Origin of the sequence: Bradyrhizobium amphicarpaeae (genome assembly GCF_002266435.3) — a bacterium.
GTDB lineage: Bacteria > Pseudomonadota > Alphaproteobacteria > Rhizobiales > Xanthobacteraceae > Bradyrhizobium > Bradyrhizobium amphicarpaeae.
This window is the reverse complement of the sequence record NZ_CP029426.2, coordinates 1304460-1325365: the sequence shown is the minus strand read 5'-3', so window position 1 is coordinate 1325365 and position 20906 is coordinate 1304460. Positions and strand designations below refer to the sequence as shown.

The window sequence follows — 20906 nt, the reverse complement described above, 5'->3', positions numbered from 1 at the left end:
CCGACCCCTGAGATCTCATCGCTTCTTCTTCACGACCGGGGGATGAATCTCGTCGATCTTGCGACGGCAATCCCCTTCGGAGTCGTGCGGCCCCGAGACAAAGGTCCCGCTGACTTTGATCGCGTACCAGCCCTGCTCCACGCCGAGCCGGAGCGCTTCGTCTGTCTTGACGTGCCGTGGGGAGAGAGTTTGCATCAGGTGCTTTCAGTTGGCGTTCGATCTCATATCGACCGCGATGGAATCGTCCCGGCATCGGGCGGCACGAGCCCGCCGCGCGCGGCTCGGCCGCAGCAACGGGCAACATGCCAATGATCGTCGTGACGAGGTGTCGGTTCCGCCGACGCCAGGAATGAACCGTTCAAGTCGCGAGCTTGGAATCGTCGCGGCGCGTGTGCACAGAAGACGACCGGCCTGCCCGACTTCGGCTCACCGTGCGCGCAATCATCAGAATTAGCTATCGTTTTCTCGCCAGCGCCGCCCTTTTCAAGCGCCCGATGCCGCCCACGAGCGAATAAGGCGATCGAAGCGATCTATTCGGCCGCTTCGTAGCTCTCCTACGCCGTCGGCGCCACCAGCCGCCGATAAAGATGCCAGGTCGCGTGCCCGAGCACCGGCAGCGTCACGATCAGCCCGAGAAAGTACGGCAGCGCCGAGACGATCAGCAGCATCACAATCACGGCGGCCCATGTGATCATCGGCAACGGGCTCGTCACCACGGCGCGCACGCTCGTCACCATCGCCGTGACGAAATCGACCTCGCGGTCGAGCAGCAGCGGAAACGACACCACGGTCAGCGAGAACAGGATCAGCGACAGCACCGCACCGACCGCATTGCCGATGCCGAGGAACAGCAGGCCTTCATTGGTGGTCAGCACGACGGTCATGAATTCCTGAAGGCTGGAGAACGAGGCGTGCAGACCGAGCAGCAGCGCGATCAGGAGTCGCACCTGGTACATCCAGACCACGAACACGAACAACGTGACGAACGCCATCCAGCCGATCTCGCTGCGCGATCGCACGGCGGACCAGATCGCGCCGAAGGAGACCGGCTCGCCGCGCTCGCGGCGGCGGCTGATCTCGTAGAGACCGATCGCCACGAACGGTCCGATCAACGCGAAGCCTGCCGCCAGGGGATAGACGAGATAGACCATGCCGAAGGCCGTGAAGCACAACATGATGGCGATGCCGCCGGCGGCGTAGAGCCCGCCGAAGCAGAGACCGTAGAACGGCAGAGCCTGGAAATCGCGCAGGCCCTCGACCAGCGCCTCGGCGATGTCGGTCGCCGCGACGGGACGCACCACCGGATCGATCTTGCCCGAGATGGACATCAGCTTCCTCCACACATCGGCGCGATCTTTCGCCGCGCGCATGCCGCGATATTAGCGCCGCTGCGCGCCGGCGCAACTTGATGCCGGCCGGCGCGAGGAGCAGCGGCGAGACAAAGATGCTCGCGGTGCGAAATGCTTGACCATTGGTGCGATTATCCCGCCAATGCTATGGATTGCGCAGACGATCGTGCCGCAAATTGTACCTCCGAGCAGATACGCCTGAGAGCGGACCGCCCCACCGATGAGCCTGCGTACCCGGTTACTGATCCTCGTCATCGCCGCCATGCTCGTGCCGGCGATCCTGGTCGGGCTGCGCTTCGTGCAGAACCGGACGAGCGAAATCGACGCGGCGCAGGCAAATCTGGCCGCATCCGCCGACGACATCGCCGCCGATCTCGACGAGAAGATCCAGGGCACCGCCCAGCTCCATTACGGGCTCGCCCGTGCCCGCGACCTCGACACGCGCGACAAGGCGGCGTGCTCGGCGTTTCTGTCCGATGTCCGCGAGGAATATACGCAGTTCACGGGTATCCTGACCATCGATCCCGACGGCAGCCTGTTCTGTGACTCGCTGCAGACCAACCGCACGCTCGACCTCAACGACCGCGGCTATTTCAAGCAGGTGAAAGGGCTGCAAGATGTCGTCGCGGTGGAGCCGGTGTTCGGCCGTCTCACCGGATTGTCGGTGCTGCAGATCGCCTATCCCGTGCGATCGGAGGCTGGCGCGCTGAAGTTCGTGCTGCTCGCGTCATTCAACCTGAACAAATTCGCGGAGTTTCACGACAAGCGGCTGCTCGCGGAGAAGAACATCCTGCTGGTCGACGCCAAGGGAACGATCCTCGTCGCCCCCAAGAGCGGCGGCTGGACCGGGCCCGTCGGCGGCTCGATTGCGGGCTCCGACCTGTTCCGCTTTGCGGCAGCGCCCGATGGCGAGCCGTTTCGGGAGGTGACCGATCGCGAGGGCCGCACGCAGATCTGGGGCGTTGCCCGCTCGCCCTCGATCCGCAAGGCCGGCCTCTACATCCTGGTCGGACGCTCCAAGGACAGGCTGGTCGCGGCGGCGAACCGCCGGCTGTACGAGGATATGGCAATTCTTGCAGTGGCCTTGCTGCTGCTGCTCGCCGGCCTGTGGATCCTCACGACCGTGAGCATCGGACGCCAGGTCGGGCGGCTCGCCGCCATGGCCAAGAGCCTCGGGCGCGGCGATCTCAGCGCGCGTATTCCGGAGCCCCACCCGGGCGGCGAGCTCGGCGGATTGATGTCCCTTCTCAACAGCACCGCCGAGTCGCTCGAACAGCAGCGCGCCGCCATCGCCGATCTCAGCCACAAGCTCAGCCAGTCCCAGAAGATGGAGGCCATGGGCCAGCTCACCGGCGGCGTGGCGCACGATTTCAACAATCTGCTGACCGTCATCCTCGGCAACTCCGAGCACCTCGCCGACAGGCTTGCGGCCAACAAGGAATTGCACCGGATCGCGAATGACATCGCGACCGCCGCCGAGCGCGGCTCCGACCTGACGCGGAGCCTGCTCGCCTTCGCGCGCAAGCAGCCGCTGCGGCCGCGCGAGATCGACATCGCCGAACAGGTGACCGGCATGAAGCAGCTGCTGCGGCGGACCCTGGGCGAGCACATCGAATCCAGCTTCACCTTCGCGCCCGATCTATGGCTCGCCAGCGTCGATCCCAGCCAGTTGGCGACTGCCGTGCTCAACCTCGTGCTCAACGCGCGCGATGCGATGCCAGACGGCGGCAAGCTGGCGGTCGAGGTGTGTAACGCATCGCTCGGCGAGTCCGATCTCGACGTCAACGGCGAACCGCGGCCGGGCGACTACGTCATGCTGGCTGTGAAGGATACCGGAGCCGGGATGAGCAGCGAAGTGTTGGGGCGCGCGTTCGAGCCGTTCTTCACCACCAAGGAGGTCGGCAAGGGGACGGGCCTTGGCCTCAGCATGGTCTACGGGTTCGCGCAACAATCCGGCGGACTTGTGCAGATGCAGTCCGAACCGGGACGAGGCAGTGCCATCAGGCTGTACTTTCCCCGTCTCGCAACACCGCCGAACGAAGAGCCGCTGCCGGCAGAGCGCGTCACGGCACCCAACGGGCACGAGACTGTCCTCGTCGTCGAGGACGACGACATGGTGCGAGCCTATGTCGAGAACGAGCTGAAGGCGCTCGGCTACCGTGTCATCACGACGTCGAACGGGCCCGCGGCGCTGGACGTGCTGCGGCAGACGGTGGACATCCAGCTGCTGTTCACCGACGTCGTGATGCCCGGCGGCATGTTCGGGCCGGAGCTGGCGCGGCAGGCCATTCGATTGCGACCTGGACTCAAGGTGCTCTTCACCTCCGGCTACAGCCAGGATCCCGTCAAGACGCCGGACGGAATCAGCGCCCGCATTCTGACAAAGCCGTTCCGAAGACAGGATCTTGCTGCAATGTTGCGGTCTGCATTGTCGGGGATGCCACGCGAGTCTGGACGAGAGCCCTAGCCCTTCGCCCGCAGCTCGCGCCGCAGCACCTTGCCGGTTGCCGTCATCGGCAGCGTCTCGGCGAATTCGACGAAGCGCGGATATTCGTGCGCGGCGAGCTGCACCTTGACGAACTCCTGGATCTCGCGCGCCAGCGCGTCGGTGCCGGTGAAACCGGGACGCAGCACGATCCAGGCCTTGATCGATTCGGTGCGGATCGGATCTGGGATGCCGACCACCGCGGCCATTGCCACCGACGGGTGCTTCATCAGCGTGTGCTCGATCTCGGAGGGGCCGACGCGATAGCCGGCGGTGGTGATGACATCGTCCTCGCGGCTGACATACCAGAAATAGCCGTCCTCATCCTGTACGCCGAGATCGCCGGTCAGCAGGAATTCGCCGGCATATTTCTTCGCCGTCGCCTCGGGATTGCGCCAGTATTCCAGCATGGTGACGGGGCATGGCTGGCGCACGCCGATGATGCCGCGCTGGCCGCGCGGCAATTCCTCGCCCTTGTCGTTGACGATGCGGACGTCGAAACCCGGCGTCGCCTTGCCCATCGATCCCGGGCGGATCGGAAACAAATTGGAGTTGCTGCCGATCACGAGATTGCATTCGGTCTGGCCGAACACCTCGTGCGCGTCAATGCCGAAGGTCTCACGCACCCAGCCGAGCAATTCGCCGCCGAGGGACTCGCCGCCGGTGAAGATGCTGCGCAGCTTGACGCCCGGATGCTTCACCCCGGCCTGCCGCATCAGCTTCAGCGCGGTCGGCGGCAGGAAGACGTTGCGGACGCCGAGATCGGCCATCATCTGCATCGCCGCCTGCGGCTCGAATTTTCGCGCGCGATGACCGACCAGGGGAATGCCGTGATACCAGAACGCGAGCAGGCCGTTGACGAGGCCCCCGATCCAGGCCCAGTCCGCCGGCGTCCACATGAGATCGCCGGGGCGGGGCAGGAAGTTGTGGCACATCTCCACGTTCGGCAGATGGCCGAGCACGACGCGGTGCGCATGCAGCGCGCCCTTGGGATTGCCCGTCGTGCCCGAGGTGTAGATGATCAGCGCGGGATCGTCGCACGACGTATCGACCCGCGCGAAGTCGGGCGAAGCGGCTTTCACCGCGTCCCAGAACGATGTCGTGCCCGAAGGCGCGCGCTCGCCGATCACATAGACGGTCTTCAGATCAGGCAACCGATCGCGGATCTTGGACAGCTTCTCCCAACCGCCCTCGTCGGTGACGATGGCTTTGGCTTGCGAGTTCGACAGGCGGAATTCCAGCGCGTCCTCGCCGAACAATGCAAACAGCGGGATCGAGATCAGGCCGGAGCGGAACGCCGCCATATGCGCGATCGGCAATTCCAGCGACTGTGACAGGAACACCGCGACGCGGTCGCCGCGGACGAGCCCGTCCGCCTGCAGCACATTGGCGAAGCGGCGCGACATCTCCGCGACCTCGTCGAAGGAGGTGCGGCCGGTCGCACCGTTCTCGTCGACATAGATCAGCGCGAGCCGGCCGGTGCCGTCGGCATGGCGATCGCAGCACGCCTCCGCCATGTTGAAACGCGCCGGGATGTCCCAGCGGAAATTACGGACGAGCTCGTCGTAGGTTGCGGCTTCGGTGAGCATGAAAGGCGTTTCCACGGTCTCGACGTCATGGCCGGACTTGTTCCGGCCATCCACGTTCTTGTTTGGCCTGAGTTTAAGGGCGTGGATGCCCGGGACAAGCCCGGGCATGACGGAGAATGCGTCTCACCGCACCGTCGCAAAGAACTTCCTGACATCGCGCACGAACAGCTCCGGCTGCTCGAACGCGGCGAAATGGCCGCCCTTCTCCATCTCGCTCCAATGCGTGATGTCATGGAAGTTCGGCTCCATCCAACGCCGCACCGGCGTGATGATCTCCTTGGGGAAAACGGCAACGCCGGTTGGCACCTTGACGACAGGCGTGGTCCGGCGCTTGCCAAAACTCTCCCAGTAGAGCCGCGCCGAGGACGTCGCCGTCTCCGTCGCCCAATAGAGCATGACGTTGTCGAGCAGTTCGTCCCGGGTTAAGATGTTCTCGGGATGACCGTCGCAATCGGTCCAGGCCCAGAATTTTTCCAGAATCCAGGCCGCCTGCCCACTCGGCGAATCCGTCAGTCCATAGCCGAGCGTCTGCGGGCGCGTCGATTGCTGCTTGGAATAGCCGGAGTCGAGATCGGCATAGTGCTTGAGGCCCGCGAGCGCGCGCTTCTCCTCCGCCGTCGGTTCGCCCTCGAGCTTTGGCGCGGCGTTGAAGGCGAGCGTGATGTGGATGCCGGCACAATGTGGCGCATCCTGCGCGCCGAGCGAGGTCGTCACCGCCGAACCCCAATCGCCGCCTTGCGCGCCGTAGCGCGCATAGCCGAGGCGGTCCATCAGCTTGGCCCATGTCGCGGCGATGCGGTCGACGCCCCAGCCGGTGGTCGTGGGCTTGGCCGAGAAGCCGAAGCCCGGCAGGGAGGGACAGATCACGTGAAACGCATCGGCGGGATTGCCGCCATGCGCGGCGGGATCGGTGAGCGGCGCGATCACCTTCTGGAATTCGACGATCGAGCCCGGCCAGCCATGGGTGATGATCAGCGGCAGCGCCGACGGCTCCTTCGAGCGCGCATGGATGAAGTGGATGTCGAGGCCGTCGATCTCGGTCGTGAATTGCTCAAAGCGATTGAGTCTTGCTTCGCGGGCACGCCAGTCGTAGCCATCAGCCCAGTAGGTGCAGATTTCCTGGATCCATTTCAGCGGCGCGCCCTGGCTCCAGTCGTCGACGAGTTCAGCTCCCGGCCAGCGCGTGCGGGCCAGACGCGATTTGAGGTCCGCGAGGATGTCGTCGCCGATGTCGATGCGAAAGGGCTTGATGGCGGTCATCGGTTATCTCCCGATTTGTCAGTCGGGAGGAGAGTAGACCGAAGTGACGCGGCATCAAAGGGGAGGCACTAGCCCGACAGCGCCGCCTTCACCAAGCCGCTGGCCTTGCCGAAATCCATCTGCCCCGCATACTTCGCGCGCAGCACCGCGATGACCTTGCCCATGTCCTTCATGCCGCTCGCACCGGTCTCGCCGATCGCATCCGCGATCGCCTTCTTCACCTCGTCGTCCGACATCTGCTTGGGCAAGTAAGCCGAGATCACCGCGATCTCCTCGCGCTCCTGCTGCGCGAGCTCGGCGCGGCCGCCCTTGTCGTAGAGCTCGACCGATTCCTGCCGCTGCTTGATCATCTTCTGAAAAACACCGAGCAGGTCAGCATCCGACAGCGGCGGCTTGCCCTGCCCGCGCGCATCGATGTCGGCGTTCTTGATGGTCGAATTGACCATGCGCAGCGTGGACAGCTTGCGCTCGTCCTTGGCCTTCATGGCCTCCTTGACCGCATTGTTGATGTCGTCGCGCAGCATGATCGTGATCCCTTCGAGTATCTGACGCCTGATCTAGGCCGTTCGCGGCCCCTAGACAACCTCGCTTCCGAGCCATTGGGAGAGCGCGCGCAAAGTCGCTTCCGGCTGTTCCGGCTGCGGCAGGTGTCCGCAGCGATCGAGGATCAAGAGCCTTGCGCCGGGGATGCCCTCGGCCATCTCCTTGGAGAGCGCATTCGGGATGGTGTTGTCGGCATCGCCCGTCAGCACCAGCGTCGGGCATTTGATGGCTGACAGCGTCGGGCGCGAATCCACCCGAGCGATGATCGCGGTTTGCTGCCGCAGATAGCCCTCGACGCCGACATCCTCGTCCTGCGCATGCACCAGCTTCAGAATATCGGCATCGTTGCGCCGGGACGGATGCACCAGCTCCGGAAAGCTCTCCTCGCGGATCGCGTGAAGCTCGCCGCGGCTGGCACGTTCCATCAGGCCGCGGCGGCGCGCGGTCGCCTCCGCCGTATCGGGCCGCGCCTGGGTGTTGATCAGCGCGAGCTTCGCCACCCGCTCGGGCGCCTGGCGCATGATCTCGAACGCGATGTAGCCGCCCATGGAATGGCCGGCGACTGCGAAGCGCGGCGGCGCCTCGCTCAGGATGCGGCGGGCGATCGCCGCCATGCTGTCGTCGCGGATATGGTTGGCGACCATGACCGGGCCGAACCGCCAGAGCGCGGGGATCATTTGGGCGTAGATCCGGGCCGAGGAGGCCAAGCCCGGAACCAGCACAATCGGGGTCGTCCGGTCCATTATTGCCTCGCAAGCCCAGGAAATTGCCGGAAATTATGCGCCAGAGCTTAAGTGCCGGGGGCGGGCTGTCAAATATGCAAAAACGCATGTGAATCCGCCCATCTCCGCTTTGACGGCGGCCCGCGCGAGGACTATGAAACGCGCTCATGACACAACATGACAACGATACCGCCTGGCCGGACCATAAACCGACCGCGCTCCTCGTGCTTGCCGACGGCACGGTGCTCGAAGGCTTCGGTCTCGGCGCCGAAGGCCACGCCGTCGGTGAGGTCTGCTTCAACACCGCGATGACCGGCTATGAGGAGATCCTCACCGATCCCTCCTATGCCGGCCAGCTCATCACCTTCACCTTCCCGCATATCGGCAATGTCGGTACCAACGAGGAAGACATCGAGACGGTGAACATGGCGGCGACGCCGGGCGCGCGCGGCGTGATCCTGCGCACCGCGATCACTGATCCCTCGAACTACCGCGCCACCAAGCATCTCGACGCCTGGCTCAAGGCCCGCGGCATCATCGGCCTCTCCGGCATCGACACCCGCGCGCTGACCGCGCTGATCCGCAGCAAGGGCATGCCGAACGCCGTGATCGCGCACGCCAAAAACGGCGAGTTCGACCTGCATGGGTTGAAGGAAGAAGCACGCGAATGGCCGGGCCTCGAGGGCATGGACCTCGTGCCGATGGTCACGAGCGGCCAGCGCTTCAGCTGGGACGAGACGCCCTGGGTTTGGGACAAGGGCTTTGGCAGGCAGGACAAGGCCGAGTTCAACGTCGTCGCCATCGACTACGGCATCAAGCGCAACATCCTGCGCCTGCTCGCCGGCGTCGGCTGCAAGGTGACGGTGGTGCCGGCGACGACCTCGTCCGAAGACATTCTGGCGATGAAGCCGGACGGCGTGTTCCTGTCCAACGGTCCGGGCGATCCGGCCGCCACCGGCAAATATGCCGTGCCCGTGATCCAGGACGTCATCAAGTCGGGCACGCCGACCTTCGGCATCTGCCTCGGCCACCAGATGCTGGGCCTCGCCGTCGGCGCCAAGACGAAGAAAATGCATCAGGGCCATCACGGCGCCAACCATCCTGTCAAGGACGAGACCACCGGCAAGGTCGAGATCACCTCGATGAACCACGGCTTCGCGGTGGACGAGACCACGCTGCCGAAGGGCGCGACGCAGACCCACATCTCGCTGTTCGACGGCTCCAATTGCGGCATCCAGCTCGACGGCAAGCCGGTGTTCTCGGTGCAGTACCACCCCGAGGCCTCACCCGGCCCGCGCGACTCGCACTATCTGTTCCAGCGCTTCGCGGATTTGATGCGGCAGAAGAAGAGCGCGTAAGACGCGAGACCGCCCGGCGGATGAATCCGCCGGGGCTCGCCGTCACGGACGCATGAACATGAAGTCCGTGTCGGGATCGCAGTTCTCGGCGATGAAGCGCAGCTCGGCCTGAATGTCGGCAATCGACCGCGTCTCCAGATATTTCGAAATCACGAGACTGAGCAGAGCGCGGCAAACGGCTTCGTGCCCAAGGCCGGAAGTCTCCGCCTCGGCAACGGCCGCCGAAAAATGGCGCTGCGCAACGTCGGATGCGTACATGGCGTTCCCTTTTCTTTCGCGTCGATGTGCGTGCCCGCCATTGGCCGCGCATGCCTTGATCTCCGTCAAGGCGGCGCAGGAACAAAGGGGGGCGAGCATCGTCTTGATTTCGTGACCGTTGTGACCCGGAGCCCTGCCATGTCCGCCGTCCGAGACAACGCCGAGCCGCTCGCCATCGTGTTTGAGGATGACGGGCTCGTGCCGAACAACATCTTGCCCTTCCTGGTCTATCAGGACGCGGTGAAGCTCGATCCCGCGCGACCTGAAGAGACCATCGAAGATCTGTTCGCGGCGAACGGCTGGGGCGGCACGTGGCGCAACGGCGTCTACGATTATCTGCATTACCACGCGACGGTTCACGAGGTGCTCGGCGTCGCGCGCGGCAGTGCCCGCGTCCGCTTCGGCGGCGACCACGGCCAGGAGCTCGAGATCAAGGCGGGTGATGTCGCGATCCTGCCTGCCGGCACCGGACACCAATGCATCAGGGCGAGCGACGATTTCTGCGTGATCGGCGCCTACCCGCCGGGCAGCAAGATGGAGATCACGCGCGCAACGCCGGAGAACCACGCCAAGGCGCTGAAGACGATCCCGGATGTCGCAACGCCGCCGTCCGATCCCGTGACGGGGAAGGATGGGGCGTTGATGAGGCTATGGCGGTAGCCAAACAGGCGATGCCGTAGGGTGGGCAAAAGCGCGCTCTTGCGCGCTGTGCCCACCGCTCTCAGTTCGTGGGCACGCTTCGCTTTGCCCACCCTACAAGAGCCCCCACGACGACTCCCACTACGCCTCGTTGCCGCCTTCCTGACGCGTCGCCTCGAACAGGAACCAGGTCCGGCGCTCGGTCTCGTCGATGAAGTTCTCGAGCAGGCTGGCGCTCGCCACGTCTTCGGCCTTGTCGCAGACGTCGTGCGCCTTGCGCATCGCGGCGGCGACATGCTTGTTATCCTGCATCAGCTCGCGCAGCATCTCGCGCGGCGGGACGTATTCCTCGTTGTTGTCCTTGATGGTCTGGAGCTTTGCGACCTGGCTGATCGACTTCAGCGTGGTGCCGCCGATCTTGCGGACGCGCTCGGCGAGCTGGTCGGTGGTGGCGAAGATCTGGTCGGACTGCTCGTCGAGCAACAGATGGTAGTCGCGGAAGTGCCGGCCGCTGACGTGCCAATGGAAATTCTTGGTCTTCAGATACAGCGCAAACGCGTCGGCCAGAAGCACGTTGAGCGCTTCCGAGACCTTTTTGACCCCGTCGGGCGACAGATCGGTGGGGGTATCGAGATCGGGCGAGACCTTGTTGCTGGTTTTGCTCACGGGGGACCTTCCTGTTAGGACGCGGACATTGACGGCGCGCCGTCGCACCCCTAACGCAAGGCGGGCAGCGCGGTTCCAGGACAGGAACCGCCGGGCGGGATACCATGGACGATTGGATCGATTATTACGACTCGACGCACACGATCTATGTCAGCAAGCTGCATCGCGACTTGCACTTCCAGATCATCGCGCGGGACATCATCGGCTACATCTCCTCGCCGGATGCGACGGTGCTGGACTATGCATGTGGCGAAGCGCTGTCGGCGAGCCAGGTGGCATCGGCTTGCGGGAAGCTGATTCTCGCCGAGCCCGCCCCCGGCGTGCGCGGCCGGCTGATCGCGCGGTTTGCCCCGAACACGAAGATCCGCGTCCGCTCGCTCGACGACGTCCGCAACATGCAGGACCAGTCGATCGACCTCGTCGTGATGAACTCGGTCGCGCAATACATGGCGCCGGACGAGCTTGATGCCGCGCTCCGCAACATCAGGCGATTGCTGACGCCTTCCGGCAAGCTGGTGCTCGGCGACATCCTCCAGCCCAATGTCGGCATGGTCAGGGACGTCATGGCGCTGCTCGGCTTCGGCCTCCGCCACGGTTTCCTGAAGGACGCGCTGGTCGGGCTGATCAGCACCGCGCTGTCCGATTACCGTCATCTGCGCACGCGCATCGGACTGCAGCGCTACAGCGAGGAGGAGATCACCGGCAGGCTGAGAGCAGCGGGCTTCGCGGTCCAGCGCGCCCATACCAATATCGGCCATAATCGCTGGCGCATGACCTTCATCGCGCGGCCGCCTCTGGTTCGTTAAGCATAACAATTAGCCGTTGTGGCTTGTCGCACTGCAATCGGACATGATCGCCGTGGCCCGGTGGCGGAAGCGTCTACGCGAGGGCGGTGCAACGCTCTTCATCCTGGTTCAAATCCAGGCCGGGTCTCCAGCCTTCGCTGGCTGCGCCAGCTTCGGCTCGGCAAGCCCTGTCGTAGCGAGGCTGCCGCGGCGAAGCCCGAAGGGCGAAGCCGGGCGTGGCGCAGCCACGCAAGACCCGAAGGGGCGAAGCGTGTCCGGCGTAGCTGGAGCGCAGCGGAAGCGTAGACGGACTGCCCGCGAAAACCTCAGTCTGCCTCAACCACATCCGTCGACAGCCGAAGCCGCTCCGCATCCTTGCTCGCGGATTTGATCACTGCATCGAGCAGGCCTGGAAAACGCGCGTCCAGATCCTCGCGGCGCAGCCGCATGAAGCGGTTGGTGCCGGCCACGCGCGTCTGTATGACGCCGCATTCGCGCAGCTTGGCGAAATGGTAGGCGAGGTTCGACTTGCCGGCGAGGCTGTAGAACTCGCCGCAGCGGAGCTCACTGCTGACACGTTCCTGCTGGGCGAGCTGGTAGACGATCGCCAGTCGGATCGGATCGCTGAGGCAATCCAAAACCATCGGCAGCTCGATCTGCTCGCGGGTGGGGTGGAGAGGCGTGCGGCTCATGATCCCCAGATCATAGCGATACGGCTGCAATGTTCAATAGTTCTTGAACCAATTGACTTATGGAGCATCACATTCAATAGTTCAATAAACGTTGAACATAGGGATATTGTCCAATGAGCGTGTTCTGGCTGGCCCTGGCAGCTTTTTCGATTGGCACCGAAGGCTTTGTGATTGCTGGTCTTTTGCCATCGATCGCCAATGACCTTTCGATTTCGGTCTCGGCCGCCGGGCAATTGGTCACCGCCTACGCCCTCACCTACGCCGTGGGCTCGCCGATCCTGGCGGTGTCGCTGAACAACATCGACCGCCGTACCGTGCTGGCGCTGGCACTGTCCACCTTCATCGCCGGCAATCTCGCGGCCATGATGGCATCCAACTATGCCCTGCTGCTGGCTTCGCGGATGCTGATGGCACTGGGGTCCGGCCTGTGCATGCCGACGGCGCTCGCCGTGTCGGTCGCGATCGCCTCGCCCGAACGGCGCGGCCGCGCCGTGGCGCTGGTGACCTCGGGCCTGACGGTCGCGACCGTCATCGGCGTCCCTATCGGCAATCTCGTCGGCAGCCTGTTCGGCTGGCGCGCGACCTTTGCCATGGTTGCCCTGATCGGCGCGATCGCGCTCGTCGCCCTCCTGTTCGGCCTGCCCCGCGGCTTGCCCCGCAACACGGCTTCGCTCGGCGAACGGCTGGCGGTGGCGCGTCACGGCCATGTCGTGACCGCGCTTGTGATCACGATCCTATGGGCGCTCGGCGGCTTCACCGTGTTCACCTATTTCGCGGTCCCGCTGCGTGGGCTCGGCTTCGATGCCTCGCAGATCAGCCTTGCCCTGCTGGTGTTCGGCGGCGCGGCCGCGATCGGGAACATGCTCGGCGGCACCCTGGCCGACCGGCTCGGAACGCTTACGACCGCCGCCCTCGGACTTGCGGGCATGGCGAGCGCCCTCATCCTGCATTCGCTGGTCTTGAAGCTGATGCCCGGACAGGCGCATTACGCGGTGCTCGGCACGATCTTCCTCTGGGGCCTCTCTGGCTGGGCGTTCTATCCGGCCCAGATCGCCAGCATCATCCGGATCGAGCCGCAGGCTTCGATGATCGCGCTGTCGCTCAACGCCTCCGCCATGTATCTCGGCTTCGCCATCGGCGGGGCGCTGGGTGGCGCGGTGCTGGCCACCCTTTCGCCGACCGACCTGGGCTGGATCGGCGGATCGAGCGTTGCGGCCTCGCTTCTGGTGCATCTCGCCCGTGGCTGGCAGGCCCGGCCAAAACCCGTCAAAATTGCCGGTTGATGGGCGTTTTTCGGGGTTTCGCCGCTCCGGAATCTGGTCTAAGACCCACCCGCGCGCGAGGGAGACCACCGCGCTCTCGGCCAAAGGGACGCGCAAGAGCGCGCCCTTTTTTTGTGCCCAAATTCCAGTCCGGCGAGAGTTGATGCCCAAACGTACAGACATCACCACCATCCTGATCATCGGCGCCGGTCCCATCGTGATCGGCCAGGCCTGCGAGTTCGACTATTCGGGCACCCAGGCGGTGAAGACGCTGAAGGAAGAGGGCTATCGCATCGTCCTCGTCAATTCCAATCCGGCCACGATCATGACCGACCCGGAATTGGCCGATGCGACCTATATCGAGCCGATCACCCCCGAGATCGTCGCAAAGATCATCGAGAAGGAACGTCACGTCATTCCTGGCGGTTTCGCGCTGCTGCCGACCATGGGTGGCCAGACCGCGCTGAACTGCGCGCTGTCGCTGCGCCAGCAGGGCACGCTGGAAAAGTTCGACGTCGAGATGATCGGCGCCACCGCCGACGCGATCGACAAGGCGGAGGACCGCCAGCTGTTCCGCGAGGCCATGACCAAGATCGGGCTCGAGACACCGAAGTCGCGGCTCGCCAACGCCTCCGCCCTGAAGAAGTCCTTCCGCGACAAGCGTCAGGCTGAACGCGAAAAGCTCTCGGGCGCGGCCCTCGAAGAGCACGATCGGCAGTGGACGCTCGGCGAAGGCGACCGCCGCAAGCGCTACCAGGAATATGCGCTCGGTCAGGCGCTAATGGCGCTGTCGGAGATCGGCCTGCCCGCGATCATCCGCCCCTCCTTCACCATGGGCGGCACCGGCGGCGGCATCGCCTACAACAAGGAAGAGTTCCTCGACATCATCGAACGCGGTCTCGATGCGTCTCCGACCAACGAAGTGCTGATCGAAGAATCCGTGCTCGGCTGGAAAGAGTACGAGATGGAGGTGGTGCGCGACAAGAAGGACAATTGCATCATCGTCTGCTCGATCGAGAACCTCGATCCGATGGGCGTGCACACCGGCGACTCCATCACGGTCGCGCCGGCGCTGACGCTGACCGACAAGGAATACCAGATCATGCGCGACGCCTCGCTGGCGGTGCTGCGCGAGATCGGCGTCGAGACCGGCGGCTCCAACGTGCAGTTCGGCGTCAATCCCGAGGACGGCCGCATGGTCGTGATCGAGATGAATCCGCGCGTGTCGCGCTCCTCCGCTCTGGCTTCGAAGGCCACCGGCTTTCCGATCGCCAAGGTCGCGGCAAAACTCGCGGTCGGCTACACTCTGGACGAAATCGCCAACGACATCACCGGCGGCGCCACCCCGGCTTCGTTCGAGCCGACCATCGACTACGTCGTCACCAAGGTGCCGCGCTTCGCCTTCGAGAAATTCCCGGGCGCCTCCACCACGCTGACCACATCCATGAAGTCGGTCGGCGAAGTCATGGCGATCGGCCGCACCTTCCAGGAGAGCCTGCAAAAGGCGCTGCGCGGGCTCGAGACCGGGCTCACCGGCCTCGACGAGATCGAGATCGAGGGTCTCGGCCGCGACGACGACAAGAACGCGATCCGCGCCGCGCTCGGCACGCCGACGCCGAACCGGATTCTCCAGGTCGCCCAAGCCATGCGGCTCGGCTGGTCGAACGAGGAGATCTTCAACTCCTGCAAGATCGACCCGTGGTTCCTCAGCGAGATGCGCGGCATCGTCGACATGGAGGAGAAGGTCCGCAAGAATGGCCTGCCGGGCAATGCCTTCGGCATGCGCACGCTCAAGGCCATGGGCTTCTCCGACGCGCGGCTTGCCGTGATCGCGCAGACGACGGAGGCCGAGGTCACGGCGAAGCGCCATGCGCTCGACGTCCGCCCCGTCTACAAGCGCATCGACACCTGCGCGGCCGAATTCGCCTCGCCAACCGCCTATATGTATTCGACCTATGAGGCGCTGTTCGCGGGCGCGCCGGCGGACGAGAGCACGCCGTCCGACAAGAAGAAGGTCATCATTCTCGGCGGCGGCCCGAACCGCATCGGCCAGGGCATCGAGTTCGACTATTGCTGCTGTCACGCCTGCTTCGCGCTGCATGACGCCGGCTATGAATCCATCATGGTCAATTGCAACCCGGAGACGGTATCGACCGACTACGACACCGCCGACCGGCTCTATTTCGAGCCGCTCACCGCCGAGGACGTGCTGGAGATCATCGCCAAGGAGCGCACCAACGGCACGCTGCACGGCGTGATTGTTCAGTTCGGTGGCCAGACCCCGCTGAAGCTCGCGCGTGCGCTGGAAGCCGCCGATGTGCCGATCCTCGGCACCTCGCCCGACGCCATCGACCTCGCCGAAGACCGCGACCGCTTCAAGCGCGTGCTCGACAAGCTCCGGCTGAAGCAGCCGAAGAACGGCATCGCCTATTCGGTCGAGCAGGCGCGCCTGGTCGCGACCGATCTCGGCCTGCCGCTGGTGGTGCGCCCGTCCTACGTGCTCGGCGGCCGCGCCATGCAGATCATCCGCGAGGAGAACCAGCTCAGCGACTATCTGCTCGGCACGCTGCCGGAGCTGGTGCCGGCCGACGTCAAGGCGCGCTACCCGAACGACAAGACCGGGCAGATCAACACCGTGCTCGGCAAGAACCCGCTGCTGTTCGACCGCTATCTGTCGGATGCGACCGAAATCGACGTCGATTGCCTCTGCGACGGCAAGGACACCTTCATCGTCGGCATCATGGAGCACATCGAGGAAGCCGGCATCCATTCCGGCGATAGCGCCTGCTCGCTGCCGCCGCACTCGCTCGACGCCAAGATGATCGAGGAGCTGGAGCGACAGACCCGCGAGCTCGCGCTCGGCCTCGACGTCGTCGGCCTGATGAACGTGCAATACGCCATCAAGGACGGCGACATCTACGTGCTCGAGGTCAACCCGCGCGCCTCGCGCACGGTGCCCTTCGTCGCCAAGGTCATCGGCACGCCGGTCGCCAAGATCGCCGCGCGCATCATGGCCGGCGAGAAGCTCGCCGACTTCAAGCTGAAGAAGGCGGACTTCAAGCATGTCGGCGTGAAGGAATCGGTGTTCCCGTTCGCCCGCTTCCCGGGCGTCGATACCGTGCTTGGTCCCGAGATGCGCTCGACCGGCGAGGTCATGGGCATCGACCGCTCCTTTGCGGTGGCGTTCGCCAAGAGCCAGCTCGGCGGCGGCACGCGGGTGCCGCGCAAGGGCACGGTGTTCGTCTCGGTGCGCGAGAGCGACAAGACCCGCATCGCCGAGGCCGTCCGCGAATTGCATTCGCTCGGCTTCAAGGTGCTGGCGACATCGGGCACGGCGCGCTTCCTGACCGACCAGGGCATCCCGACCGAGCGGGTGAACAAGGTGCTGGAGGGGCGGCCGCACATCGTCGACGCCATCACCAATGGCGACGTCCAGCTCGTCTTCAACACCACGGAAGGCCCGCAGGCGCTCGCTGACAGCCGATCGCTGCGGCGCGCGGCCCTCTTGCATAAAGTGCCGTATTACACCACTCTTTCGGGGGCCGTGGCGGCCGCGCAGGGCATCCGCGCCTATCTCGGCGGAGACCTTGAGGTACGTACCCTGCAGAGCTACTTTTCGGAAACCTGATCGCGAGCGGCGGGCCGAGCCCCGAGGGGTCAAGCCGGCCGCTAAGTGACTGGCAATGAAGCCACAATGGCCGGAGGAACTGTCCGGCCATGGTGGTTGTTCTGTTCCGGCGCCAAGCCCACATAACGTTCCGGTGGCCGCGTGTTCAGCGCCGGGAATACCGACGAATCAAGGTTGCCGCGCCCGCTGTCGTGGGGGGCGCGTGACCGAAGGACGAGAGAAGAGATGGAAAAGGTTCCGATGACAGCGGGCGGCTTTGCCGCGCTCGGGGAAGAATTGAAGAAGCGCCAGTCCGAGGACCGTCCGCGCATCATCGAGCATATCGCTGAGGCGCGCTCGCACGGAGACCTGTCGGAGAACGCGGAATATCATGCCGCGAAGGAAGAGCAGTCCCACAATGAAGGCCGCATCGCCGAGCTCGAAGACAAGCTCGCGCGCGCCGACATCATCGACATCTCGAAACTGTCCGGCGACACCATCAAGTTCGGCGCCACCGTGACGCTGGTCGACGAGGACACCGAAAAGAAGGCGGTCTGGCAGATCGTCGGCGAGGTCGAGGCCGACGCCAAGAAGGGCCGCATCTCCATCACCTCGCCGCTCGCCCGCGCGCTGATCGGCAAGAAGAAAGGCTCGACCGTCGAGGTCAACGCACCCGGCGGCGCCAAGGCGTATGAAATTACCAAGGTGGAGTGGCGGTAAGTATTTTCCGCTGCATATGATGTCGTTTCGAAAAGGCCGCGCACCGCGCGGCCTTTTTGTATCTGCGCAGAGTTTGCGTGAGTGAGATCGTGCCCTCTCCGTGCGTCATTGCGAGCGCAACTCTTTCACCGTCACCCTGAGGTGCTCGCCTCTTCGGCGAGCCTCGAAGGGCGACGGCCCAGCTGTTGCCACACGCGGATGGACGCGGGCCGTGCATCCCTCGAGGCTCCCGATGGGGCGTTCCGCGCCCCATCACTCGCGCCTCAGGATGACGGAATAGACAGGCCGGGCTGGCGCCCTACCTCCGCCCCTTCACATCCAGCGGCACGGCTGCCTCGTACTTCGAATTGTGCAGCACCAGAGACGTCCGCACATTCCGCACGTGCGGCGCCGCAGTCAGATGGGTGACGAAATCCTGGAAGGTCGCCATGTCGGGGGCGACGCATTTAAGGATGAAATCGACCTCGCCCGACAGCATCCAGCATTCCCGCACCAGGGGCTCGGCGCGGACGAACTCCTCGAAGGCGCGCAAATCCGCCTCGGCCTGGCTGGACAGGTGCACGGCGGCGAACACGGTGACGTCGAAGCCGAGCTTGCGGGCATCCAGCAGGCCGCGATAGCCGTGAATGTAGCCCTCCTCCTCCAGCGCCCGGACCCGGCGCAGGCAGGGCGGCGGCGAGATGCCGACCCGCTTGGCCAGTTCGACATTCGTGATTCGACCGTCGGCCTGGATCTCGGTGAGAATTTTCAGGTCGATCTCGTCTAGGTTCCGCGACACGTGATTGGAACTCCTGGCCTTTGCGCCGGTATTGGGTTGGTTTCTCGCAATCCTCATAGCCAGTCCGCACGAATAGCGCAATTTTATTGCGCGTGCACCGCAATCGACTTTTGTTCCCTGTTGGAAAAATCCGCCGCCAGGCAATGCAATTCTTGCATAGCTCACCAGAAGGCTTAGATTAGCTCTGATATTTCAGCGCCTCCGCGAGGCCTCCCGGCACGTTCCGCGCCCGCGCTGCAAGTCCCCCGTGCAAAGGCGCCCGTCGAATGTCCGCTCCTGTTCATGCAAAGGTCGTCATTATCGGCTCCGGCCCCGCCGGCTACACGGCGGCGATCTACGCCGCGCGGGCGATGCTCGAGCCGATCCTGATCCAGGGTATCCAGCCGGGCGGCCAGCTCACCATCACCACCGACGTCGAGAACTATCCGGGCTTCGCCGACGTGATCCAGGGCCCCTGGCTGATGGAGCAGATGGAAAAGCAGGCGGTGCATGTCGGCACCAGGATCGTCTCCGACCTGGTGATCAAGCTCGACACCTCGCAGCGGCCGTTCCGCCTCACCTGCGACAGCGGCGACGTCTATCTCGCCGACGTGGTGATCCTCGCCACGGGCGCGCAGGCACGCTGGCTCGGGTTGCCGTCCGAAGTCAAATTCCAGGGCGGCGGCGTGTCGGCCTGCGCCACCTGCGACGGCTTCTTCTACCGCAACAAGGAGGTCGTGGTGGTCGGCGGCGGCAATACCGCGGTCGAGGAAGCCCTGTACCTCACCAACCACGCTTCAAAGGTCACCATCGTGCATCGCCGCGATCACTTCCGGGCCGAGCGCATCCTGCAGGAGCGTCTGTTCAAGCACCCGAAGATCCGGGTGATCTGGGACAGCGCCGTCGACGAGATTTGCGGCACCGAGAACCCCAACAAGGTCACCCATGTCCGCCTCAAGAACGTCAAGACCGGCGCGCTGACGGACGTGAAGACCGACGGCGTCTTCATCGCCATCGGCCACGCACCGGCGACCGAGCTCGTGAAAGACCAGATCAAGCTCAAACCGTCGGGCTATGTCGAGGTCGCCCCGAACTCGACCGCCACCTCGGTGCCCGGCCTGTTCGCCGCCGGCGACGTGGCCGATGAAACCTATCGCCAGGCCGTCACGGCCGCCGGCCTCGGCTGCATGGCAGCGCTCGAAGCCGAACGTTTCTTGGCCCTGCGCGCCAGCGAGCGCGCGGCAGCGGAATAAAGATCATGCCTCGAACACGCGACGGATTTACGGATATGGACTGGGACAAGCTGAAGGTGTTTCACGCAGCGGCGGAAGCTGGCAGCTTCACGCATGCGGGCGAGCAACTCGGCCTGTCGCAATCGGCGGTGTCGCGCCAGGTCTCGGCGCTGGAGCAGGAGCTTTCGGTCTCGCTGTTCCACCGCCATGCCCGCGGCCTGATCCTCACCGAGCAGGGCGACCTCTTGTTCCGCACCGCGCATGACGTGTTCATGCAGCTCCAGGCGGCGCGCGCCAAGCTGACCGACAGCCGCGAGCGGCCGAGCGGCGACCTCAAGATCACCACCACGCCCGGCGTCGGCATCAATTGGCTGATCCCGCGGCTCGGCGAGTTCACCGCGCTCTATCCGGAGATCCGGATCTCGCTGATCGTCACCGACGAGGAGCTCGACCTGTCGATGCGCGAGGCCGACGTCGCGATCCGCACCCGCAAGCCGACGCAGCCGGATCTCATCCAGCGCAAGCTGTTCGCGATGGGCTTCCACGCCTATTGCTCTCCGGAATACATCAAGCGCTTCGGCACGCCCCGCACGCTGGAAGAGCTCGACTCCCATCGCATCATCACGCTTTCGGACGGCAACTTCGCACCGCATCTGCAGAACCGTAACTGGCTGGTCGAAGCGGGCCGCAACGGCTCGGGTCCGCGCGAAGCCTATTTCAGGGTCAACAACATCCTCGGCCTGGTCCGCGCCTGTCAGCAGGGCCTCGGCATCGCGGCGCTGCCCGACTACCTCGTCGAGGAACAGAGCAAACTCGTGCAGCTGTTCGGCGAGTCCGATTCGATCCAGCTCGATACGTATTTCGTCTATCCCGAGGAATTGAAGACGGTCGCGCGCGTGCAGGTGTTCCGCGACTTCGTCGTCAGCAAAGCGCAGCGCTGGCCGTCCTGATTTCCGCATGACTGACATGCGGCCTCGGCTGT

19 protein-coding genes and 1 tRNA gene are annotated in these 20906 nt (G+C 64.6%); 10 read left to right on the top strand and 10 right to left on the bottom strand.

Going from position 1 to position 20906, the window contains the following annotated elements:
• Positions 1 to 15: 15 nt before the first annotated feature.
• Positions 16 to 195, bottom strand: a complete 180-nt coding sequence (locus tag CIT40_RS06450) for a hypothetical protein (protein WP_094895099.1) — start codon at positions 193 to 195, stop codon at positions 16 to 18.
• 359 nt (positions 196 to 554) lie between these two features.
• Positions 555 to 1328, bottom strand: coding sequence for a DUF2189 domain-containing protein (locus CIT40_RS06445; RefSeq protein ID WP_094895165.1), 774 nt, complete (start codon positions 1326 to 1328; stop codon positions 555 to 557).
• Positions 1329 to 1569: 241 nt separating this feature from the next.
• Between CIT40_RS06445 and CIT40_RS06440 the strand changes: the two genes are divergently transcribed.
• Positions 1570 to 3816, top strand: coding sequence for an ATP-binding protein (locus CIT40_RS06440; protein ID WP_094895098.1), 2247 nt, complete (start codon positions 1570 to 1572; stop codon positions 3814 to 3816).
• Here CIT40_RS06440 and CIT40_RS06435 read toward each other — a convergent pair.
• The 4 genes from CIT40_RS06435 to CIT40_RS06420 all read right to left on the bottom strand — a co-directional run bounded on the left by CIT40_RS06435 (position 3813) and on the right by CIT40_RS06420 (position 7969).
• Positions 3813 to 5423 (bottom strand): acyl-CoA synthetase, encoded by a 1611-nt coding sequence (locus CIT40_RS06435; protein WP_162307373.1) that lies wholly within the window; start codon positions 5421 to 5423, stop codon positions 3813 to 3815. The genes CIT40_RS06440 and CIT40_RS06435 overlap by 4 nt on opposite strands.
• 123 nt (positions 5424 to 5546) lie before the next feature.
• Positions 5547 to 6683: an epoxide hydrolase family protein gene (locus CIT40_RS06430; protein WP_094895096.1), complete on the bottom strand. Its 1137-nt coding sequence runs from the start codon at positions 6681 to 6683 to the stop codon at positions 5547 to 5549.
• A 68-nt stretch (positions 6684 to 6751) separates the two neighbouring features.
• On the bottom strand, positions 6752 to 7207 hold the full coding sequence (locus CIT40_RS06425; RefSeq protein ID WP_094895095.1) for a GatB/YqeY domain-containing protein: 456 nt from the start codon (positions 7205 to 7207) through the stop codon (positions 6752 to 6754).
• Between the two features lie 51 nt (positions 7208 to 7258).
• Complete coding sequence (locus tag CIT40_RS06420; RefSeq protein ID WP_094895094.1) at positions 7259 to 7969, bottom strand: alpha/beta fold hydrolase; 711 nt, start codon at positions 7967 to 7969, stop codon at positions 7259 to 7261.
• A gap of 146 nt (positions 7970 to 8115) precedes the next feature.
• Here CIT40_RS06420 and carA point away from each other — a divergent pair, with 146 nt between their 5' ends.
• Positions 8116 to 9306, top strand: coding sequence for a glutamine-hydrolyzing carbamoyl-phosphate synthase small subunit (gene carA, locus CIT40_RS06415; protein ID WP_094895093.1), 1191 nt, complete (start codon positions 8116 to 8118; stop codon positions 9304 to 9306).
• Positions 9307 to 9348: 42 nt separating this feature from the next.
• On the opposite strand, the gene CIT40_RS06410 is transcribed toward carA, so the two are convergent.
• Positions 9349 to 9663, bottom strand: a complete 315-nt coding sequence (locus CIT40_RS06410; RefSeq protein ID WP_244611919.1) for a hypothetical protein — start codon at positions 9661 to 9663, stop codon at positions 9349 to 9351.
• Between the two features lie 39 nt (positions 9664 to 9702).
• Between CIT40_RS06410 and CIT40_RS06405 the strand changes: the two genes are divergently transcribed.
• Positions 9703 to 10224 carry a cupin domain-containing protein gene (locus tag CIT40_RS06405; protein WP_162307372.1) on the top strand — a complete coding sequence of 174 codons (522 nt, stop codon included), beginning with the start codon at positions 9703 to 9705 and terminating at the stop codon, positions 10222 to 10224.
• A gap of 120 nt (positions 10225 to 10344) precedes the next feature.
• Here CIT40_RS06405 and CIT40_RS06400 read toward each other — a convergent pair whose 3' ends face one another.
• The gene (locus tag CIT40_RS06400) at positions 10345 to 10869 is read right to left on the bottom strand and encodes a Dps family protein (RefSeq protein WP_094895090.1); all 525 of its coding nucleotides are present in this window, start codon (positions 10867 to 10869) and stop codon (positions 10345 to 10347) included.
• A gap of 104 nt (positions 10870 to 10973) precedes the next feature.
• On the opposite strand from CIT40_RS06400, the gene CIT40_RS06395 reads away from it, so the two are divergent.
• Complete coding sequence (locus CIT40_RS06395; protein WP_094895089.1) at positions 10974 to 11675, top strand: class I SAM-dependent methyltransferase; 702 nt, start codon at positions 10974 to 10976, stop codon at positions 11673 to 11675.
• Between the two features lie 54 nt (positions 11676 to 11729).
• Positions 11730 to 11805, top strand: a tRNA-OTHER gene (locus tag CIT40_RS06390).
• A gap of 175 nt (positions 11806 to 11980) precedes the next feature.
• On the opposite strand, the gene CIT40_RS06385 is transcribed toward CIT40_RS06390, so the two are convergent.
• Positions 11981 to 12346 carry an ArsR/SmtB family transcription factor gene (locus CIT40_RS06385; protein WP_094895088.1) on the bottom strand — a complete coding sequence of 122 codons (366 nt, stop codon included), beginning with the start codon at positions 12344 to 12346 and terminating at the stop codon, positions 11981 to 11983.
• 113 nt (positions 12347 to 12459) lie between these two features.
• Here CIT40_RS06385 and CIT40_RS06380 point away from each other — a divergent pair, with 113 nt between their 5' ends.
• The 3 genes from CIT40_RS06380 (at position 12460) to greA (ending at position 17935) form a co-directional block, all read left to right on the top strand.
• Entirely contained in the window at positions 12460 to 13629 is a 1170-nt protein-coding gene (locus tag CIT40_RS06380; RefSeq protein ID WP_094895087.1) for an MFS transporter, read from the top strand.
• 142 nt (positions 13630 to 13771) lie between these two features.
• Entirely contained in the window at positions 13772 to 17236 is a 3465-nt protein-coding gene (gene carB, locus CIT40_RS06375; RefSeq protein WP_094895086.1) for a carbamoyl-phosphate synthase large subunit, read from the top strand.
• Between the two features lie 225 nt (positions 17237 to 17461).
• Complete coding sequence (greA, locus tag CIT40_RS06370) at positions 17462 to 17935, top strand: transcription elongation factor GreA (protein ID WP_027534300.1); 474 nt, start codon at positions 17462 to 17464, stop codon at positions 17933 to 17935.
• 298 nt (positions 17936 to 18233) lie between these two features.
• On the opposite strand, the gene CIT40_RS06365 is transcribed toward greA, so the two are convergent.
• Positions 18234 to 18713, bottom strand: a complete 480-nt coding sequence (locus CIT40_RS06365) for an Lrp/AsnC family transcriptional regulator (protein WP_027547667.1) — start codon at positions 18711 to 18713, stop codon at positions 18234 to 18236.
• Positions 18714 to 18979: 266 nt separating this feature from the next.
• Here CIT40_RS06365 and trxB point away from each other — a divergent pair, with 266 nt between their 5' ends.
• Together trxB and CIT40_RS06355 are read left to right on the top strand one after the other, a co-directional pair.
• On the top strand, positions 18980 to 19945 hold the full coding sequence (gene trxB, locus CIT40_RS06360; protein ID WP_094895084.1) for a thioredoxin-disulfide reductase: 966 nt from the start codon (positions 18980 to 18982) through the stop codon (positions 19943 to 19945).
• A gap of 5 nt (positions 19946 to 19950) precedes the next feature.
• A complete protein-coding gene (locus CIT40_RS06355; RefSeq protein WP_026201990.1) occupies positions 19951 to 20874 on the top strand; it encodes a LysR family transcriptional regulator in 924 nt (307 codons plus the stop codon).
• Positions 20875 to 20906 lie beyond the last annotated feature (32 nt).

What these genes read in the sequence shown, in the direction of transcription:
- CIT40_RS06450 (WP_094895099.1), bottom strand. Translation starts at nt 195, where the DNA reads ATGCAAACTCTCTCCCCACGGCACGTCAAGACAGACGAAGCGCTCCGG.
- CIT40_RS06445 (WP_094895165.1), bottom strand. Translation starts at nt 1,328, where the DNA reads ATGTCCATCTCGGGCAAGATCGATCCGGTGGTGCGTCCCGTCGCGGCG.
- CIT40_RS06440 (WP_094895098.1), top strand. Translation starts at nt 1,570, where the DNA reads ATGAGCCTGCGTACCCGGTTACTGATCCTCGTCATCGCCGCCATGCTC.
- CIT40_RS06435 (WP_162307373.1), bottom strand. Translation starts at nt 5,423, where the DNA reads ATGCTCACCGAAGCCGCAACCTACGACGAGCTCGTCCGTAATTTCCGC.
- CIT40_RS06430 (WP_094895096.1), bottom strand. Translation starts at nt 6,683, where the DNA reads ATGACCGCCATCAAGCCCTTTCGCATCGACATCGGCGACGACATCCTC.
- CIT40_RS06425 (WP_094895095.1), bottom strand. Translation starts at nt 7,207, where the DNA reads ATGCTGCGCGACGACATCAACAATGCGGTCAAGGAGGCCATGAAGGCC.
- CIT40_RS06420 (WP_094895094.1), bottom strand. Translation starts at nt 7,969, where the DNA reads ATGGACCGGACGACCCCGATTGTGCTGGTTCCGGGCTTGGCCTCCTCG.
- carA (WP_094895093.1), top strand. Translation starts at nt 8,116, where the DNA reads ATGACACAACATGACAACGATACCGCCTGGCCGGACCATAAACCGACC.
- CIT40_RS06410 (WP_244611919.1), bottom strand. Translation starts at nt 9,663, where the DNA reads ATGCTCGCCCCCCTTTGTTCCTGCGCCGCCTTGACGGAGATCAAGGCA.
- CIT40_RS06405 (WP_162307372.1), top strand. Translation starts at nt 9,703, where the DNA reads ATGTCCGCCGTCCGAGACAACGCCGAGCCGCTCGCCATCGTGTTTGAG.
- CIT40_RS06395 (WP_094895089.1), top strand. Translation starts at nt 10,974, where the DNA reads ATGGACGATTGGATCGATTATTACGACTCGACGCACACGATCTATGTC.
- CIT40_RS06385 (WP_094895088.1), bottom strand. Translation starts at nt 12,346, where the DNA reads ATGAGCCGCACGCCTCTCCACCCCACCCGCGAGCAGATCGAGCTGCCG.
- CIT40_RS06380 (WP_094895087.1), top strand. Translation starts at nt 12,460, where the DNA reads ATGAGCGTGTTCTGGCTGGCCCTGGCAGCTTTTTCGATTGGCACCGAA.
- carB (WP_094895086.1), top strand. Translation starts at nt 13,772, where the DNA reads ATGCCCAAACGTACAGACATCACCACCATCCTGATCATCGGCGCCGGT.
- greA (WP_027534300.1), top strand. Translation starts at nt 17,462, where the DNA reads ATGGAAAAGGTTCCGATGACAGCGGGCGGCTTTGCCGCGCTCGGGGAA.
- trxB (WP_094895084.1), top strand. Translation starts at nt 18,980, where the DNA reads ATGTCCGCTCCTGTTCATGCAAAGGTCGTCATTATCGGCTCCGGCCCC.
- CIT40_RS06355 (WP_026201990.1), top strand. Translation starts at nt 19,951, where the DNA reads ATGCCTCGAACACGCGACGGATTTACGGATATGGACTGGGACAAGCTG.